The 15020-nt window shown below is 45.9% G+C and carries 10 protein-coding genes; 4 read left to right on the forward strand and 6 right to left on the reverse strand.

Annotated features, from left to right (window positions below; genetic code table 11):
• Positions 1-213: 213 nt before the first annotated feature.
• Positions 214-1647 (reverse strand): hypothetical protein, encoded by a 1434-nt coding sequence (locus QUB16_RS24015; protein ID WP_333320004.1) that lies wholly within the window; start codon positions 1645-1647, stop codon positions 214-216.
• A gap of 498 nt (positions 1648-2145) precedes the next feature.
• On the opposite strand from QUB16_RS24015, the gene QUB16_RS24020 reads away from it, so the two are divergent.
• From QUB16_RS24020 to QUB16_RS24030, 3 genes are all read left to right on the forward strand, one after another.
• The gene (locus QUB16_RS24020) at positions 2146-3774 is read left to right on the forward strand and encodes a site-2 protease family protein (RefSeq protein ID WP_333320007.1); all 1629 of its coding nucleotides are present in this window, start codon (positions 2146-2148) and stop codon (positions 3772-3774) included.
• A 240-nt stretch (positions 3775-4014) separates the two neighbouring features.
• Positions 4015-4965, forward strand: coding sequence for a PIN domain-containing protein (locus tag QUB16_RS24025; protein ID WP_333320009.1), 951 nt, complete (start codon positions 4015-4017; stop codon positions 4963-4965).
• 138 nt (positions 4966-5103) lie between these two features.
• Positions 5104-5886, forward strand: a complete 783-nt coding sequence (locus QUB16_RS24030; protein WP_333320011.1) for a hypothetical protein — start codon at positions 5104-5106, stop codon at positions 5884-5886.
• 150 nt (positions 5887-6036) lie between these two features.
• Here QUB16_RS24030 and QUB16_RS24035 read toward each other — a convergent pair whose 3' ends face one another.
• The 3 genes from QUB16_RS24035 to glpX form a co-directional block, all read right to left on the reverse strand.
• The gene (locus QUB16_RS24035; RefSeq protein ID WP_333320013.1) at positions 6037-9045 is read right to left on the reverse strand and encodes a UPF0182 family protein; all 3009 of its coding nucleotides are present in this window, start codon (positions 9043-9045) and stop codon (positions 6037-6039) included.
• 312 nt (positions 9046-9357) lie between these two features.
• On the reverse strand, positions 9358-10650 hold the full coding sequence (locus QUB16_RS24040; protein ID WP_333265774.1) for a glutamyl-tRNA reductase: 1293 nt from the start codon (positions 10648-10650) through the stop codon (positions 9358-9360).
• 145 nt (positions 10651-10795) lie between these two features.
• Positions 10796-11833 (reverse strand): class II fructose-bisphosphatase, encoded by a 1038-nt coding sequence (glpX, locus tag QUB16_RS24045; RefSeq protein WP_333320015.1) that lies wholly within the window; start codon positions 11831-11833, stop codon positions 10796-10798.
• A gap of 663 nt (positions 11834-12496) precedes the next feature.
• Between glpX and QUB16_RS24050 the strand changes: the two genes are divergently transcribed.
• Positions 12497-13114 (forward strand): CP12 domain-containing protein, encoded by a 618-nt coding sequence (locus QUB16_RS24050; RefSeq protein ID WP_333320017.1) that lies wholly within the window; start codon positions 12497-12499, stop codon positions 13112-13114.
• 323 nt (positions 13115-13437) lie between these two features.
• Here QUB16_RS24050 and QUB16_RS24055 read toward each other — a convergent pair whose 3' ends face one another.
• Together QUB16_RS24055 and QUB16_RS24060 are read right to left on the reverse strand one after the other, a co-directional pair.
• Positions 13438-13824, reverse strand: coding sequence for a VOC family protein (locus QUB16_RS24055; protein WP_333320019.1), 387 nt, complete (start codon positions 13822-13824; stop codon positions 13438-13440).
• A 150-nt stretch (positions 13825-13974) separates the two neighbouring features.
• Complete coding sequence (locus QUB16_RS24060) at positions 13975-14646, reverse strand: SOS response-associated peptidase (protein ID WP_333320020.1); 672 nt, start codon at positions 14644-14646, stop codon at positions 13975-13977.
• Positions 14647-15020 lie beyond the last annotated feature (374 nt).

Raw genomic sequence — 15020 nt, forward strand, 5'->3', positions numbered from 1 at the left:
TCAATCATTAAGAGTTGCGATCGTCCGCAAAGACAACCGTCTAAAAATGTCATAATTTATCGGCTCCAACCGTTGTACCTGAACGTTTGGGGAAGTCGTGGTTTGGCTAGCATTGCAAGTGCTCGTCAACCGCGCATCAATCTTCCTTAGTTACTCACGATTGCAGACTTCCACTTCCTTGTCAACACAGGAAGTGTAAAGTTTTGTTTCAAATTATTCGGCAAGCAACTCCATCACTTCGTGGGGTGTAATGCCGTAAATAGCGGCTAGCAGTTTGACATTTTTCACATCACTTCCTAACTGTTTAAGCACTCCAATTGCACTACCCAATGGAATAGCTTCTGTTGTGGACTGAGTTAGTAAATCAATCGTTGTCTGAGTATTGGCTCGTTTTTTATAAGTACCTTCATTCATCTGTGTTGAATGCCCCAAACTCTTAGCTCTTGTCTCCTGAGACATCCCCGCCATTTGACCGTTGAGATTCGCTAAGTGACGTAAAGCGTGGGTTTGGGTAAAGCCTTTGTCCCATCTTCTTAAGATAGTTTGTGCGCGGTCACTGTATAGCCCACTAATCGTCTTTGGATTGTTTGACGATGTTCTAACATCAGGCAAGTTGCCTGACTTGATTTCTAAACATTCCATCAAGTCAGGATGAGTAGGAGGGAGCATGGGTATACACAACCTGTAGCCCGTCTTAGTCGTAGTATCTAGTAACGTCTTCTCGCCTACTACGGCAATCATTTGTTTGTTTATCGGTTCATTCAAGGCAGGAATAATAACACCATCTTTCGTCTTAAATGGCTTGTCAATATTCTGAATCGCAAACACTTCATGAACTCGAAAGCCATACACCAACTGCATTGAGAATACCCACATCCACCGCCTACGTGATTCCAAATGGTATCGTTTGTTGTTGGGAACATCTAAAACCACTTCGCGAAGCTTTAAAAACTCATCAACCGATAAAGTTTGAAGGTCTTCACGAAATTCTGTTTGTCTACCGTCAATCTCTTTGAGCCTGCCCAATAAGTCGGCACTGTTAATAGTCTCAGCAAGCTTTTTCATGGCGCACAAGCAATTTTTAAAGCACTTGGTTCCTTGTTTTTTACCGTTAACTGCGGACAGAATATCTGTTAGGTTTACGACCCTATCTTGTGGCAACAGCTTATAGTAGTCACCGTAAACGGCACTCCAAGTACGTTGCTGACTAATACTACTCCTGTCACGTTGTTGACGGCGTTTAGTGCGTCCATCCCAGTATTCTTTCTCTACTTTTGTTATCGCCTGACCAAACGTTATCAAATCATTTTTGATGACGTTTTTATCCAAAATAACATCATCATACCAGGCTAAAAAGCGACTCTCGCTAGAGAAGGACTGTAAACCGCTAGCAACTAGATGAGCTTTCCTCAGAGCATCAGTGATACCTTGCATGGTCAAGTAGCACCCACAAGTCTTGTTGACCCGCTTGTCACCTAACTTGAATTGCAACGTTATGTAACCACCGCTCGCTTTCCTGTCTCTTTTTAGCCCTACGCCCTTGGGGCATTCTTTCTGTGCTTGTTGGAAGTAGTCTAGAATCCGCTCGTAGCCAATAAGGTAGTCTGCGGTGGTACTTGCAGTGACAGGATTAGATTTTTCGCTCATCTCTCGCTCCCTACTCTGATAGTGCTGAGTTCGACTGATGTACTCAGCCTACAGCAAGTCGCTCAGTGTTCGCTCAAATCAAAAACAGGACTTTCGGAGTGGGTGCAAAAAATGGCTAGAACGACGGAAATTCGTAATTCAAGAGCGAGGCTTTGATTCAAGTCCTGCCGTACCCGTTAACAAAACCTAATAACATCAATGCTTTGAGCCGTTCTTTACCGAAAAGTAGAGAGCAGCTCAAACCTTATTTGTTTCGCATTTGTGGTGCAAGACTAATGCACAACAAACGCACAACACTGCCTATCTGGGTCAGGTGGTATCCCGGCATCCTGCTACCCTTCTGGGTATAGGTTTGCTATAGCCGATGTGATATCATAAAAAGTCTATTGTGTCAATAGCCTAGCTCCTGCGATGTTCAAACAGCAACAGCGGGTTGTGGGCCGAGTAGCCCTCAGAGGTTATCCTTAGTAATCAGGCTAGTTTCCGACAGGTTTGGATATGTTCCCAACAACTCTATTTCATGTTCCCCAAAATTTAATGCTATTACTCGACCGCAGCGCGATCGACCGATTAAAGCCCCTATTGGCGCAAGCAACCGGAATGCCTATAGTTGCATCGGAAAATACGGCAACAATTGCGCTCGTATTGGTTGCTCTGGGAATTCTGGGTTGGGGATTTTATCGCGCCAGACCTTTTGGCAAACTGGGAATTTTGGCTTGGTTGCAGTCTGTTGCGCTGATGAGTCCCTGGCTGCTGTTCTTTGGTTTGTTCGCCGCCGGAATTTACCTCAATCTAGTTGCGGTATTGTTGCTGCTCGTGGCATCCACGGGATTGTACATTTATCTGGGCCGGCAATTGCGTAAGGCTGCATCTGATACACTGCTGCCGCGGCCGGATGCTGCTGAGGTAAAGTCCCAAAGCGATGCTTTCTCGGCCCCTGAGTCGCCGCGAACACCAGGCCCAGAAACCATTAAAATCGTCACCTCGTCGCCGGCGAATAATGAATCAGAAATAATTCCCGTTCCAGTGGAAGACCTCAAGGCAATTAAAGGCATCTTTGGAATTGATACTTTCTTTGCCACAGAAACGATTCCCTATCAAGATGGGGTAATTCTCAAAGGCAATCTCCGGGGAGACCCAGAACAAGTACACTCACGTTTGACGGCAAGTTTGGAAGAAAGATTAAACGATCGCTACCGCCTATTTTTAGTAGAAAATCAGGACGAGAAGCCCGTAGTTATTATATTGCCCAGCACCAACGACCCGCAGCCAACAACGGTGTCTCAAAAAATCCTAGCAGTCGTGCTGCTGCTGGCAACAATTGCTACTAGCTTAGAGACAGGCGGTTTGCTGCTAGGTTTCGATTTCTTTAACTCGCCGGCTAGATATCTAGAAGTTTTGCCAATTGCAGCCGGAATTTGGGCGGTTTTAGGCTCTGGGGAAATTGCTCGCCGAGTGCTGGCAAATCGGTACAATGTTGGCTTGAGTTGGCCATTTTTTATACCAACTTTGCAGATAGGTTGTTTTGGCGCGATCGACCGTTTTGAGTCGCTGCTGCCCAACCGTAAAGTTTTGTTTGACATCGCTTTTGCCGGGTCAGCCGCTGGGGGAATAGTTTCTGTGCTAATGCTGGTAACGGGTTTGCTGCTGTCTCACCCCGGCAGTTTGTTTCAAATTCCCGCAGAATTTTTCAAGGGCTCGGTTTTGGTGGGAACTTTGGCAAAAGTGGTTTTGGGTTCGGCGTTGCAGCAGCAAATTGTTGACGTTCACCCGCTGGTAGTTATCGGTTGGTTGGGCTTGGTAATAACGGCGATTAATTTGATGCCGGCGGGACAGTTGGACGGGGGTAGAATCGTGCAAGCCATCTACGGTCGGAAAATAGCCAGTCGCACTACTTTGGCGACTTTTGTGGTGCTGGCCATCGTTTCTTTAGTTAATCCTTTGGCTCTGTATTGGGCGATCGTGATTCTGATTTTACAGCGGAATCTGGAGCGGCCGAGCCTCAACGAGCTGACTGAGCCTGACGACGCTCGCGCGGCTTTGGGTTTGCTAGCTTTGTTCTTGATGATTGCTGCGCTGTTGCCTTTGACTCCGGCTTTGGCTGGCCGTCTGGGAATCGGGAACTAGCAGTAGTCGGGCATCTTTGGTAATAGGCTCTTGGGTTGCGGTAAATTAGTGGAATATAGGAATTGAGCGATCGAACTGGGAACTGAAGGGCGATCGGGTTCCTAACTACTAATTTCCAATTAAGAGCCCCGCCCTGGGCAATTTATCTATTACCAAAAGTTGATTTTTTTATAACCCAAAATTTGTTTAAACTTGATCAATTAAGTTTAAATAACTTATCTGAGCCTATAGGATAAAGTCATGGCTAATCAACTTCCTCCTGTATTGGTAACTTTTGATGCAGATGTTTTAATGACTGGCAGAACCCAAGTGTGGCAAGAATATGCCAAGGTGGGAACTTGCTATATCCCGGAAGTAGTGTACGACGAAATAGATCGTCTGACAGGGCAAGCGGTGGAAAAAGCTCAAGAGCAAGTAGCTAGAGAGTTTATGCGCTTTTTTGCCGACAGCGGCTGGATTGCAACTGACGCTCAGGAAACACACCGAGCTCTGGAACCTTCGATTAAAAATCAAAGCAAGCCAGCAATGCTCGTGGTGGCGACGGCTCAGTGCGTTTACGGTTTGGCTCAGGAACACCCGGAGGCATTGGTGATTTTTGTGTCCAACAGCCAGCCTCTGCTGAAGCGGCTGGCTTCTGTAGGCGCTACGAATCTCTGCGGGATTACCGGGGCGATGCTGTTAAATTGGGCGAGGAAAGGGGAACGCCCGCCGGCGGCGACTCAGCAATTGCAAAGTTTGATGCGTACCCTCGCCGAACGCAAATCGGCTCAGCGCCCTAACAGCAGAATTCAGGATGCTGCTGTAGGAAAAACTGGCACTTCTGCTAGCCAGTTAACGGGGACGCGCGGCGCTTCTGAATTGAAGTCGTCCAGCAGTTTTACTAAAACTAATAAAACGGGTTTGACTCAGAAGCGCAGTGCGAGTTCCCGGCCCAAAACGCCACGGCGCAATCGCGAGGAGTCGATAGATTACGAGCCGGCTGTATATCGCATGAAACATATTACACCTCCGAAAAAAAGGGACAGCGGTTTTCTGTCTAGTGTGTTCAATTTTTTGGGAGCCTTATTTTTCTTGACGGTAGCGGTAGGTATTTTGTGGCGAGTGTTCGATGTTAGGGGTTTTAGAAAGACTTTTGTGCCGGCTCTACCGCAGCCTGTGCAACAATTTGTTAAGTCGATCGACCCTAAATAATCTGGTTTTCTGAAAAATTCACCTTCAGATCCGGCTGACTTGTGCTTTGGGTCATCGTTAATCTTGCACCTTGGGAAACTGGAATAGCACGCTTGGTTCACAAATCGGTTTCCTCCCCTAAATATAGTGGTAAGGTTCTTGTGGCGCACGCTACGGTTAGAATTTCCGGCCTTAGTCCGCTGGGAATTTTCAACGGCTACTACCACAACAGAAGATGAACGCTTAACTTTAGTGATATCAAAATCCATCGCCATGCTGAACTGGAACGAAATAATTAGTGGATTAGCACTGGCTTTTGCGGGTTTTGCGTATGCTTTAGTATTTTTTGTTCTTCTTCCCTTCAGACAGTACGATTATGCAGCACCACTTGGGGCAATAGCAATGGCGATCGCCCTTACTGTAGCAATGAATTGGCTACTATCTGCATCGTTGCTAACTGGGTGGAGTTGGGTGGCTGCATTATTTGGTTTTCAGATAACCCTCATGTTTTTTGGTAGCGTGTTTCTGGAAGATGGGCTGTACCTGCCAAATTTGTTGTTTGTGGGAACTATGAGCGTAGGATATGTGAGCGTTTATACCCGTTTTTCACAACAAAAAACACTGCTAATTGTGGGTTTATGTACATTATTTTTCCTAGCTTTAATGTACTTATCTTTGATTGGCGGCTATGCGATCAAAGGCAAAAATCCGTTTCAGGGTTCTTCTACCCAGATGCTGCCGCTGTTGAATCAAAGGGTAGAAATTATCACCGACAATCCCAAACAATTGTATTTGAATGGCAAAACTGGCGAACTCACCCATATTGACCGTTATGAGGTGACAGTGAAACTAGATTCTGCAGGAGACGAGAGATTGATGTGGCCCTATGTCGATGTTTGGTGGCAGGATATTAAGGCTGCTAGCGAACAGAAATCCCAGTAATTTATATCGTTTCCGCTGGCATCGGAATAATAAAATCGAGTCAACACTTAACATTCAACCATTGAGTTTTTCGACCCAGAGTCAACAGTTAACAGTCCACAGTCAACAGTCAACAGTCAACAATCATGATGAGTACAACCGGAATTGATATCATTCACTATTTAAAGCTGGTGCTGTTCCTTCTAGTGGTCGAATAATGACCGGTTTATTAGTAGATCGTTGCTGAAAAAGTGCCTTGAGTGCCAAGTCTAGAGTTTCTGCCATGACGATGCGGTTTTCGTAGACAGCAATAACTCTGACTAAAGTTGGCAAACTATTGCGCTCTGCTTCTAAGTAAAGAGGTTCCACATACAGTAAAGATTGTTCAATGGGAATTACTAATAAGTTTCCTTGAATTGCTTTTGAACCCTGGCGATTCCAGAGAGATATTTGTTCGGAAATAACCGGATCTTGGTTAATTAAAGCTTCTATTTGTTCCGGGCCGTAAACTAATCGCTGTTTGGGAAACAGATACAACAGCAATTTTCCGTAATTGCCACCATCCGATCGCCCTGCAATCCAAGCAATTAAATTGTTGCGACTTACTGGTGTAAATGGGAGCAGCAAAATAAATTCTTCGGCTGTTTCCGTTGGGAGTTTCGTAATCAAATAATACGGTGCTACAGCCTGCTGTTCGCTGCCATAAATTTCACGGGGAACTCGCCACAAATCCTCCCGATTGTAAAATACTTGCGGGTCTTCCATATGATAAGTTAGCAAGCGTTCTGATTGAATGCTCAACAAATCTACTGGATATCGGATATGTTTGCGGAGAGCCGGAGGCATTTTGTCAAGGGGTTTGAAGAGTCCGGGAAAGATAGCCATCCAACTGTTAATAATCGGCTCGGAGGGATTGGCCACGTAGAAGTCAACAGACCCGTTGTAGGCATCAATAACTACTTTTACGGAGTTACGGATGTAGTTAAATTCATGATTTCCGGGGTCAGAATAGGGATAGCGAGGACTTGCTGTATAGGCATCGATAATCCAGTAAAGATAGTTGGGAGATTTATCATTAGCGGAGGGTGCAGGTTTAATCTTGTTGCCATTGTCCTCCCTGGCTTTTTCTATGTCATCATTGCTAAGATTGGCGTTTGCTACTACTAAATACGGGTCAGAATCGTAGCGCAAAAAAGGAGCGATCGCCCGGACTCTTTTATTAATATTTCGACGGTACAGCAATTTAGTTTCGGGCGTAAAATTGCGAGTCAGTGCCATTTGCCAATTTTTGAGATAATTAGCAAACACCCAGCGCCGCCACATAGAACCGATCGCAATTCCGCCCTTACCGCTGTATGTATTGTAAACATTGTCTTCGCCGCTGGGATAGTCGAATTCTTTGACTTTTGTGGGCGTCATCACGTCTGTATCGGTGATTTCGCCGTAGTAAATTCGCGGGTAGCCGATCGGAATACTGGCCCGAATTCGATCGCTAGTGACTTCCAAAGCAGTCTCTCCTTTCTGGGCTGCCACTCCAATATCTTTGACAAAATAATCGGGTAAACCGCCGACACCGACTCTGTTTACGGGAGAAAGAGTAAAGCCGTAACCGTGAGTGTAAACTAGGTGTTCGTTCACCCAAGTTTGAGCATCCGGGGCAACTGCTGTGTAATCTAATTCCCGCGCTGCCAGAAACACTTGTTGGCTTTCCGAATCTCCCTGTTGTGCTTTTTCATTTTTGATTGTGTAGCGATCGATATCGGCATCAGGAAATGTATAATATGGTCTAATTTGCTGTAACTGTCGGGTAGTTTGCAGCAGAGGTCGCTTGTCCCACAGGCGGATGTTGCTAATAGTAAGTTGATTTTTTTCTAAGTCGGCATAAGTAAGTTTTCCGGCGGGATCGAAGGTTTTTATTTCGATATTGTTGAGATCAAAGGCTTCTTTAGTAAAGGCAATACTGCGCTGAATGTACGGCTGTTCTCGTGCTAGTTCGTTGGGTTGAACTATGAGTTGCTGAACAATTTGTGGCAGCAGTAAACCTCCCACAAAAGTTAAAGTTACCCATGCTAAAAGAATTTTTTTGATGAGTTCATTTTTAATTTTGAATTGGTAAACCTGGCACAGCATCAAAACGGCGATCGCCCCCGCCAAAATACTCAAAAATCCATACCAGGGCAACCGCACCGTCACGTCAGCATAATTGGCCCCGTAAGTAACGTCTCCCCGCGAATACAGCAATGCGTAGCGCCCCAACCAATAGCGGAATGCCACGGCTAGCATGGAAGCTGCACCCAACCCGTACAAGTGCCGCTGCTGCGATCGAGAAAACCCCAAAAATCTCCCTTGACTCAGGCTATTTCCCGACAGCAAATATGTTAAAGCACAAGATACTAAACTGTACCAAAATACAACTGTCAGCCAGAAGCCTAGTAAATCTAAAATTGGCAAAATAAATACATAAAAGCTAATATTTTGATTAAAAAGAGGGTCAATTGTGTTAAAATTAGTAGGGTGAAAATATTGCAAAACATTTGTCCAGCGACTGGCGGCAATCAGCCCGATCGCCAAACTCAGAAAAAGGGCGATCGCCCGCAGCCAAAAATCAGGCTTAATTGCCACAGCTAACATTGCCCCCAGCAGCAAGCCCAACTGCCACCAGTGAGAAAATAGCTGCACCGCTATTTGCTGGAGTGACTCAATTCCTAACTGCACGGGCGGTGCAGGTAAATTGCCAGCTATACCCAAATAGGTGAGGCTGTTTGCAGCTAACAGCCCGCAGTGAATGACTATAAAAGTTGCGATCGAACTCAATCCCAATACCGCCAACAGCAGCCAGGAAAAGGTAATTTGGGATTTAGCAACAGGTAATTCGTAATTCTTCTCCCTTTTGTTCGCCATCAGTGAAGCGAATAGCGCCTCCGCAACCGGCGATTTCATTTCCTCTGCGGGATGTTGCAGGCGGCGGGCTAAAGCCAAATTTCCCAGCAAAAAGACAGAAGAAACAGCAATTGCGATCGTCCCCAGCAACCCTTGAGTTTTCAGCTTCAACAGAAAAACCTGAAGATATCCAACTTCCTGAAACCAGAGAATTTCTGCCACAATGCGGGAGGCCAACTCAAAAACCAGCCACAGCCCCGCAATCAGTAGGATTATTTGATAAATTCGCCTCTTAGTCATTAGTTATTAGTCATTAGTTATTAGTCATTAGTTATTGGTGGAATGATAACTGATAAGCTGTCACGCATTTAAATTGCATATTCAGGGCGGGCTCTTAGGCCCAACCCCTACTCCCCACAAGACTTAGATTATTTTTTGACATTCTATTTAAATGCACAACAGCTTATCAGGTTCGAGCAAATTACCCTCCCGAATGATGCTTTTGCCGCCAGGGTTGGAGGCATTTTTATTCATGGTAATTTACCGGACATAATATGACTCCTGCTTTCGGGTCAACTGACTAATGACTAATGACCAATGACTAATGACAAACTAGCTGTACTGCTGGTTGACATCCACATCCAAATTAAACAGTGTTTGCAAAGTTTGCATCGCTTGCCGCCGCGCCTCAATATCCTGCTGAGCGCGTAACTGTACCATCGGATCGTGCAAAATCTTATTCACAATCCCCCTTGTTAAAGATTCAATCACATCTTGATGTTTCTCCGAAAATTCCGAACCCAGACGCGATAAAGCTTTTTCTAACTCTTGTTCCCGAATCAATTCTATCTTATCCCGCAAACAGCTAATAGTAGGAACTGTTTCCAGACTGCGCCACCAGAGATCGAAAGCCTCTACTTCCTGTTCCAGCAAGCCCTGAGCTTCCATTGCCATTTTGCGGCGGCTTTCGTGATTTTGAGCTACCACTGCTTTCAAGTCGTCCACATTAAACGATCGCACATTAGCGAGTTCGTTCGCATCTGAGTCAATGTTGCGCGGCACAGAAATATCCACCAACATCAAAGGGCGATTCGGGTCTAAAACCGCTTCCAATTTAGCTTTATTTAACAGCGGATCGGTAGCTGCCGTACTGGTAAAAACCAAGTCTGAACTGGCAATTACCTGCATCATTTCCGAGAGCTGATACAGGTGCAATTGAGCATCTTTAAACTGACCGGCCAACTCCAGCGCGCCCCGCACAGAGCGGTTGACGATCGAAATATGGCTAGCTCCTTTTGACAGCAAATGCTGCACCAAAAGCCGCGACATTTTGCCAGCACCGATAATTGCAATTTTGCTGCTTGCTAAATGCTGACCCTTCATTTGAGCCAATTCTGCCGCCGCCGAACTGATCGAAACTGCACCGGTACCGATGCTAGTTTCCGTGCGAACTCGCTTCCCTGCTGTGAGAGCTTGCTTGAACAAGCGCTCTAAAATTCTGCCTACACCTTTGTACTGCTGGGCGAGTTTGTGAGTTTGTTTCACCTGAGCCAAAATTTGTCCTTCTCCGAGAACCAAACTGTCGAGGCCAGAAGCTACTCGCATCAAGTGCATCACGGCATCTTCGTGTAGCAAAATAAACAGGTGAGGGCGCAAAGACTGTAAAGGAACTTTACTGCATTCGGAAAGGAACTGAATAACCTCTCGCACTCCCGGCTCCGACTCGCTGGTAACAATATAAATCTCTAAGCGGTTGCAAGTGCTGAGGATGGCAACCTCTTGAATGTGCGGGTAGCCGCGCAATTGGGCGATCGCGGCTTCAACTTTCTGTTCTGGAATGCTCAGTTTTTCGCGAACTTCTACCGGCGCTGTTTTGTGGCTGAGACCTACGACTGCAATATTCATATCTGTGATTTGTCACTATTTCTTTCTTAGTTGTTAACAGTCACCTGTTATTAGTTCTTAGTCTATCGCTAATTGCTAATCATCGGTGACTGTTAACCGTTAACTGTTAATTGTTAACATTTAACTGTTAACCACTAACTAATCACTAATTCAATTGCAGAGATTTCGGCTGGTCAAACATATGGATTGTATCCACAAACCGAGCAGTTTTTGACTGAGAAGAAATTACCAAACTTTCAGTGCGAGCGCCGCCGCCAAAGAAGCGAACTCCATTCATCAGCGTTCCGGGAGTAATCCCGCAAGCTGCAAACAGAACTGTTTCTCCAGATGCCAGCTCTTCAGCATTGTAAATCTTGTCTGGGTCTGTGATGCCCATCTCTTTAAGGCGGGCGATATTGCTCTCTTTGCTTTCACCGATCAAACCAGTTTTTACAACAGCCGGATCGTAAATTAACTGCCCTTGGAAGTGACCGCCCAAGCAGCGCATTGCTGCTGCGGAAATCACACCTTCGGGTGCTGCGCCAATACCCATAAGTGCGTGGATGTTGGAACCAGAAAACGCGCAAGAAATTGCTGCCGAAACGTCGCCGTCGCTGATCAGCCGAACTCTTGCACCCGCTTGGCGAATTTCATTAATTAAATCTTTGTGTCGGGGGCGATCCATGACCACCACCACCAAATCTTCAACACCGCGGCCGAGACAATCAGAGATAATTTTGAGGTTTTGAGTTGGCGTTTTGCGAATATCTACATGATTCTTAGCAGCCGCAGGAGCAGCCAATTTGTTCATGTAGAAATCCGGTGCCGCAAACAAACCACCTTTTTCAGAGATTGCCAAAACTGCCATCGAACCGTTTTGACCGTAAGCCACCAGGTTAGTACCTTCGCAGGGGTCAACAGCGATGTCAATTTCGATCAATTCATCTATGTTGCAGACATCTTTGGCATCTTCGCGGGTACAAATACCTACTTGTTCCCCGATGTAAAGCATCGGTGCGTCATCGCGCTCGCCTTCGCCGATCACGATGCGGCCGCGCATATGAATTTTGTTCATGCGCTCCCGCATGGCTTCTACAGCCACTCTGTCAGCTTCATCTTTTTCGCCTTTGCCCATCAAGCGAGCGGAAGCGATGGCTGCCTGCTCAACTACTTCGATGATCTCTAAACCGATTACATTGTCCACGAACTAGATCCTCCCAACTGCTGATGCGTGCCTTGTGCTATTTTGCACTCCCAGCCATCAAGTTTATCAGAGGCGGGGATCTGTGCGAGCGCAAGCAGTTGCTTAGTTTGTGTTAACTTTTGCTTCTTTGATACTGGGGCTGGAAAATCTGAGTCCAACAAGCTCCAAGATCCGATCGCCCCAATACTTCACTCTTGCTTGGAGGAGCGCACGCTAGCCCCGTCTGAGCCAGGGCTGTTTCATTCTCACTAAAAACATGAATTTTGTAGGGTAGTGCCTTTCTTGGCCTACCCCCGACCTAGACGATTCGATCGGCATATCAGACCAAGAGGGTCGGCACGGGGAGTAGGGGTAGCACGGCCCCTACAAGAGAATGAAACAGCCCTGCCGTCTGAGGGCTAAATCGCGGACTCCAGAGGTTCCGGGGCAGCGAGGGGCTGTTTCAGGCAACTTGTCATCGCGAGTGCCGTTAAAGGTTTTATGATTAGTTTGCGATCGCACGATTTCTCAGAAACCTGGTTGCTAGACCCGATTTATCGTTACTAAACCAAACCTTTTGGTAGAAACCGGGTTTCTGAGGGTAAGTCCTAATGATGATCGCAAATCAAATGAACAGCCCCAAATCGGGACGCAGTAGACTTTATCAGCGGGAAGGAATAAACAATGATGATGAAAGCCCAAGACATTATGACCACAGATGTTGTTACCATTCGCGGTTCAGCAACGGTAGCTGAAGCGGTGGCGATGATGAACGATTTGTGTTTGCGCGCGTTGATTGTGGAACGTCGCCACGAACAAGATGCCTATGGCATTGTGACAGAAACGGATATTGTCTATAAAGTAGCAGCCTACGGAGTAGACCCGAAAAAAGTCCGCGTCTTCGAGATTATGACCAAACCGTGCATCACGGTGAATCCCGACTTGGGCGTGGAATACGTGGCTCGGTTGTTTGCTAACACCCGCATCCGCCGGGCGCCGGTGATTAAGGACGAGCTAGTGGGCATTATTTCTGTCACGGATATCTTGACAAAAAGCGATTTTCTTGAGAAGCCGAAGAGTATTTTATTTGACGAAGAAATCGAACAGGCGATCGCAGAGGCTAGGACTATTTGTGCCGAAAAAGGAGTTACTTCCAAAGAGTGCGCGGTAGCTTGGGATATTGTAGAGGAAATGCAGGCTGAGGCTTCTCACCAGCGATCGCAGAAGCTTGAAAAAACTGCTTTTGATGAGTATTGCGAGGAAAATCCTGACGCAGCCGAAGCCCGGATGTACGACAGTTAATTTAGTTATTATAGCAATCCTAAATCATTTGTGAATTTCTTACTCCCTCCCCTTACAAAGGGGAGGGTTGGGGTGGGGTAAAAAGTTTACGACTCCTGCAAGGATTGCTATAAAAATTAGCTATTAGTTATTAGTTATCAACTCTTAAGCTGTTGTGCATTTAAATTGTATGTTGAGGGCGGGCTCTTCGGCCCACCCCACAAGAGTGAAAATTTATTTTACCATGCCATTTAAATGCGGATTAGCTTATTTAGGGATTGATAACTAATAGCTAATGATCGGAAATAGCTTTTTTTCGGCTCGCCTCACGAAAAATAAAAATCTTAAGTGTTTGGCTCAGTCATACAAAACACGTCCAGCTTATTCCCATCAAGATCCCGAAAATATCCCGCATAGAACCCCGGCACCGCGCCTCTTGGTCCTGGAGCTCCTTCATCCTTAGCCCCAAGTGCGATCGCTTTGTTATAAACTAAGTTGACTTTTTCGGGACTGTCAACTTTAAGAGCTATCATTACTCCATTGCCAACAGTTGCTGTGTTACCATCAAAGGGTTTTGTAATAGCAAGTGCTGGTTGCTCAACAGAAACACCCCATGCGATAAATTGGTCAAATTCCATGAATCGTCGAGCGCCAATTTCAGCAAGCAAAGCATCATAAAACTTGGCTGCACTTTCAATATCGTTGGTACCCAGTGTAACGTATCCGATCATATTTTTTGTGTTCTAACTGATGTTAAGATTTAAAAACTGTTTGAGCAAATAACAACGGAGTTAAACTGATCTTTAGAAAACCCAAGCTACAACTCAAACATTATTTTACATCATAACTCAAACTATCTCCGTTTTGTCGGCTGCAATGATTTATTGCCGATCGCTAATACATTCGGGACTGTCTCTAGTTGGACTATTGACGATCGCACTTACGGCCTTTGCTTTCATCGCTTCGGAAGCATAGGGCTTTAACAAGGGCAAAACTTCCTGAGCATTTTTAACAGAAGGATCTAGCCACTGTTCCCAATCGCTGTCGGGGAGAATGACAGGCATTCGATCGTGCAGCGGCTGCACTGTTTCGTTAGCAGCGGTAGTAATTATACTGCAAGATACAATGTTTTCTTTTTCAGGAGATTCCCAATTTTCCCACAAACCGGCAAAAGCAAAAGGTTCGCCGTCTGCCTTTTGAAAATAGTAAGGCTGTTTGTTCTTTCCCTCCTGTTGCCATTCGTAGAAACCGTCAGCGACTATCAAACATCGCCTGTGCTTGATGGCGCTGCGAAAAGAAGGTTTTTCGGCTACAGTTTCCGATCGCGCATTGATCATCTTGCTGCCTATTTTCATGTCTTTCGCCCAACTTGGAATCAGACCCCAGCGCATAAATTGGAACTCTCGCTGCATTTTTTCGGGAGAAGCTGTGACTGTGGCAACTGATTGAGTTGGGGCGATATTGTATCGCGGTTTGATGTCGGGAACTCCCGATAGTTTAAAGAATTCTGCGATGATTTGACCTGAAGTAGTTAAAGTGTATCGTCCACACATAATTTATAATTGGTATTAACGCGGTTTTTACCGATTCCGGCAGTTAGTTCAACAGTCGGGCAATCCGGCAGTCCGGCAGGGGTTTAAACCCCTGCCTCAAAGCTAAAGTCGGTTAAAACCGACTGGAAATACGATCTCAATATCTATCTATTTTAGTCCTCTTTTAGAGGACTTTAGCTATGAGACAGGGGTTTTTAACCCCTGTCGGACTGTCGGACTAAACCGGGCGGGCGAGACGCCCACCCCACAAGAAAATTCATTCTTTGTGGAACAGGCATCTTGCCTGTTCTTGCGGGACACCCCACAAGAAAATTCATTCTTTGTGGAACAGGCATCTTGCCTGTTCTTGCGGGACACCCCACAAGAAAATTCAT

It is taken from the genome of Microcoleus sp. D3_18a_C4, from assembly GCF_036702415.1.
GTDB lineage: Bacteria > Cyanobacteriota > Cyanobacteriia > Cyanobacteriales > Microcoleaceae > Microcoleus.

What these genes read in the sequence shown, in the direction of transcription:
- QUB16_RS24015 (WP_333320004.1), bottom strand. Translation starts at nt 1,647, where the DNA reads ATGAGCGAAAAATCTAATCCTGTCACTGCAAGTACCACCGCAGACTAC.
- QUB16_RS24020 (WP_333320007.1), top strand. Translation starts at nt 2,146, where the DNA reads ATGTTCCCAACAACTCTATTTCATGTTCCCCAAAATTTAATGCTATTA.
- QUB16_RS24025 (WP_333320009.1), top strand. Translation starts at nt 4,015, where the DNA reads ATGGCTAATCAACTTCCTCCTGTATTGGTAACTTTTGATGCAGATGTT.
- QUB16_RS24035 (WP_333320013.1), bottom strand. Translation starts at nt 9,045, where the DNA reads ATGACTAAGAGGCGAATTTATCAAATAATCCTACTGATTGCGGGGCTG.
- QUB16_RS24040 (WP_333265774.1), bottom strand. Translation starts at nt 10,650, where the DNA reads ATGAATATTGCAGTCGTAGGTCTCAGCCACAAAACAGCGCCGGTAGAA.
- QUB16_RS24050 (WP_333320017.1), top strand. Translation starts at nt 12,497, where the DNA reads ATGATGATGAAAGCCCAAGACATTATGACCACAGATGTTGTTACCATT.
- QUB16_RS24055 (WP_333320019.1), bottom strand. Translation starts at nt 13,824, where the DNA reads ATGATCGGATACGTTACACTGGGTACCAACGATATTGAAAGTGCAGCC.
- QUB16_RS24060 (WP_333320020.1), bottom strand. Translation starts at nt 14,646, where the DNA reads ATGTGTGGACGATACACTTTAACTACTTCAGGTCAAATCATCGCAGAA.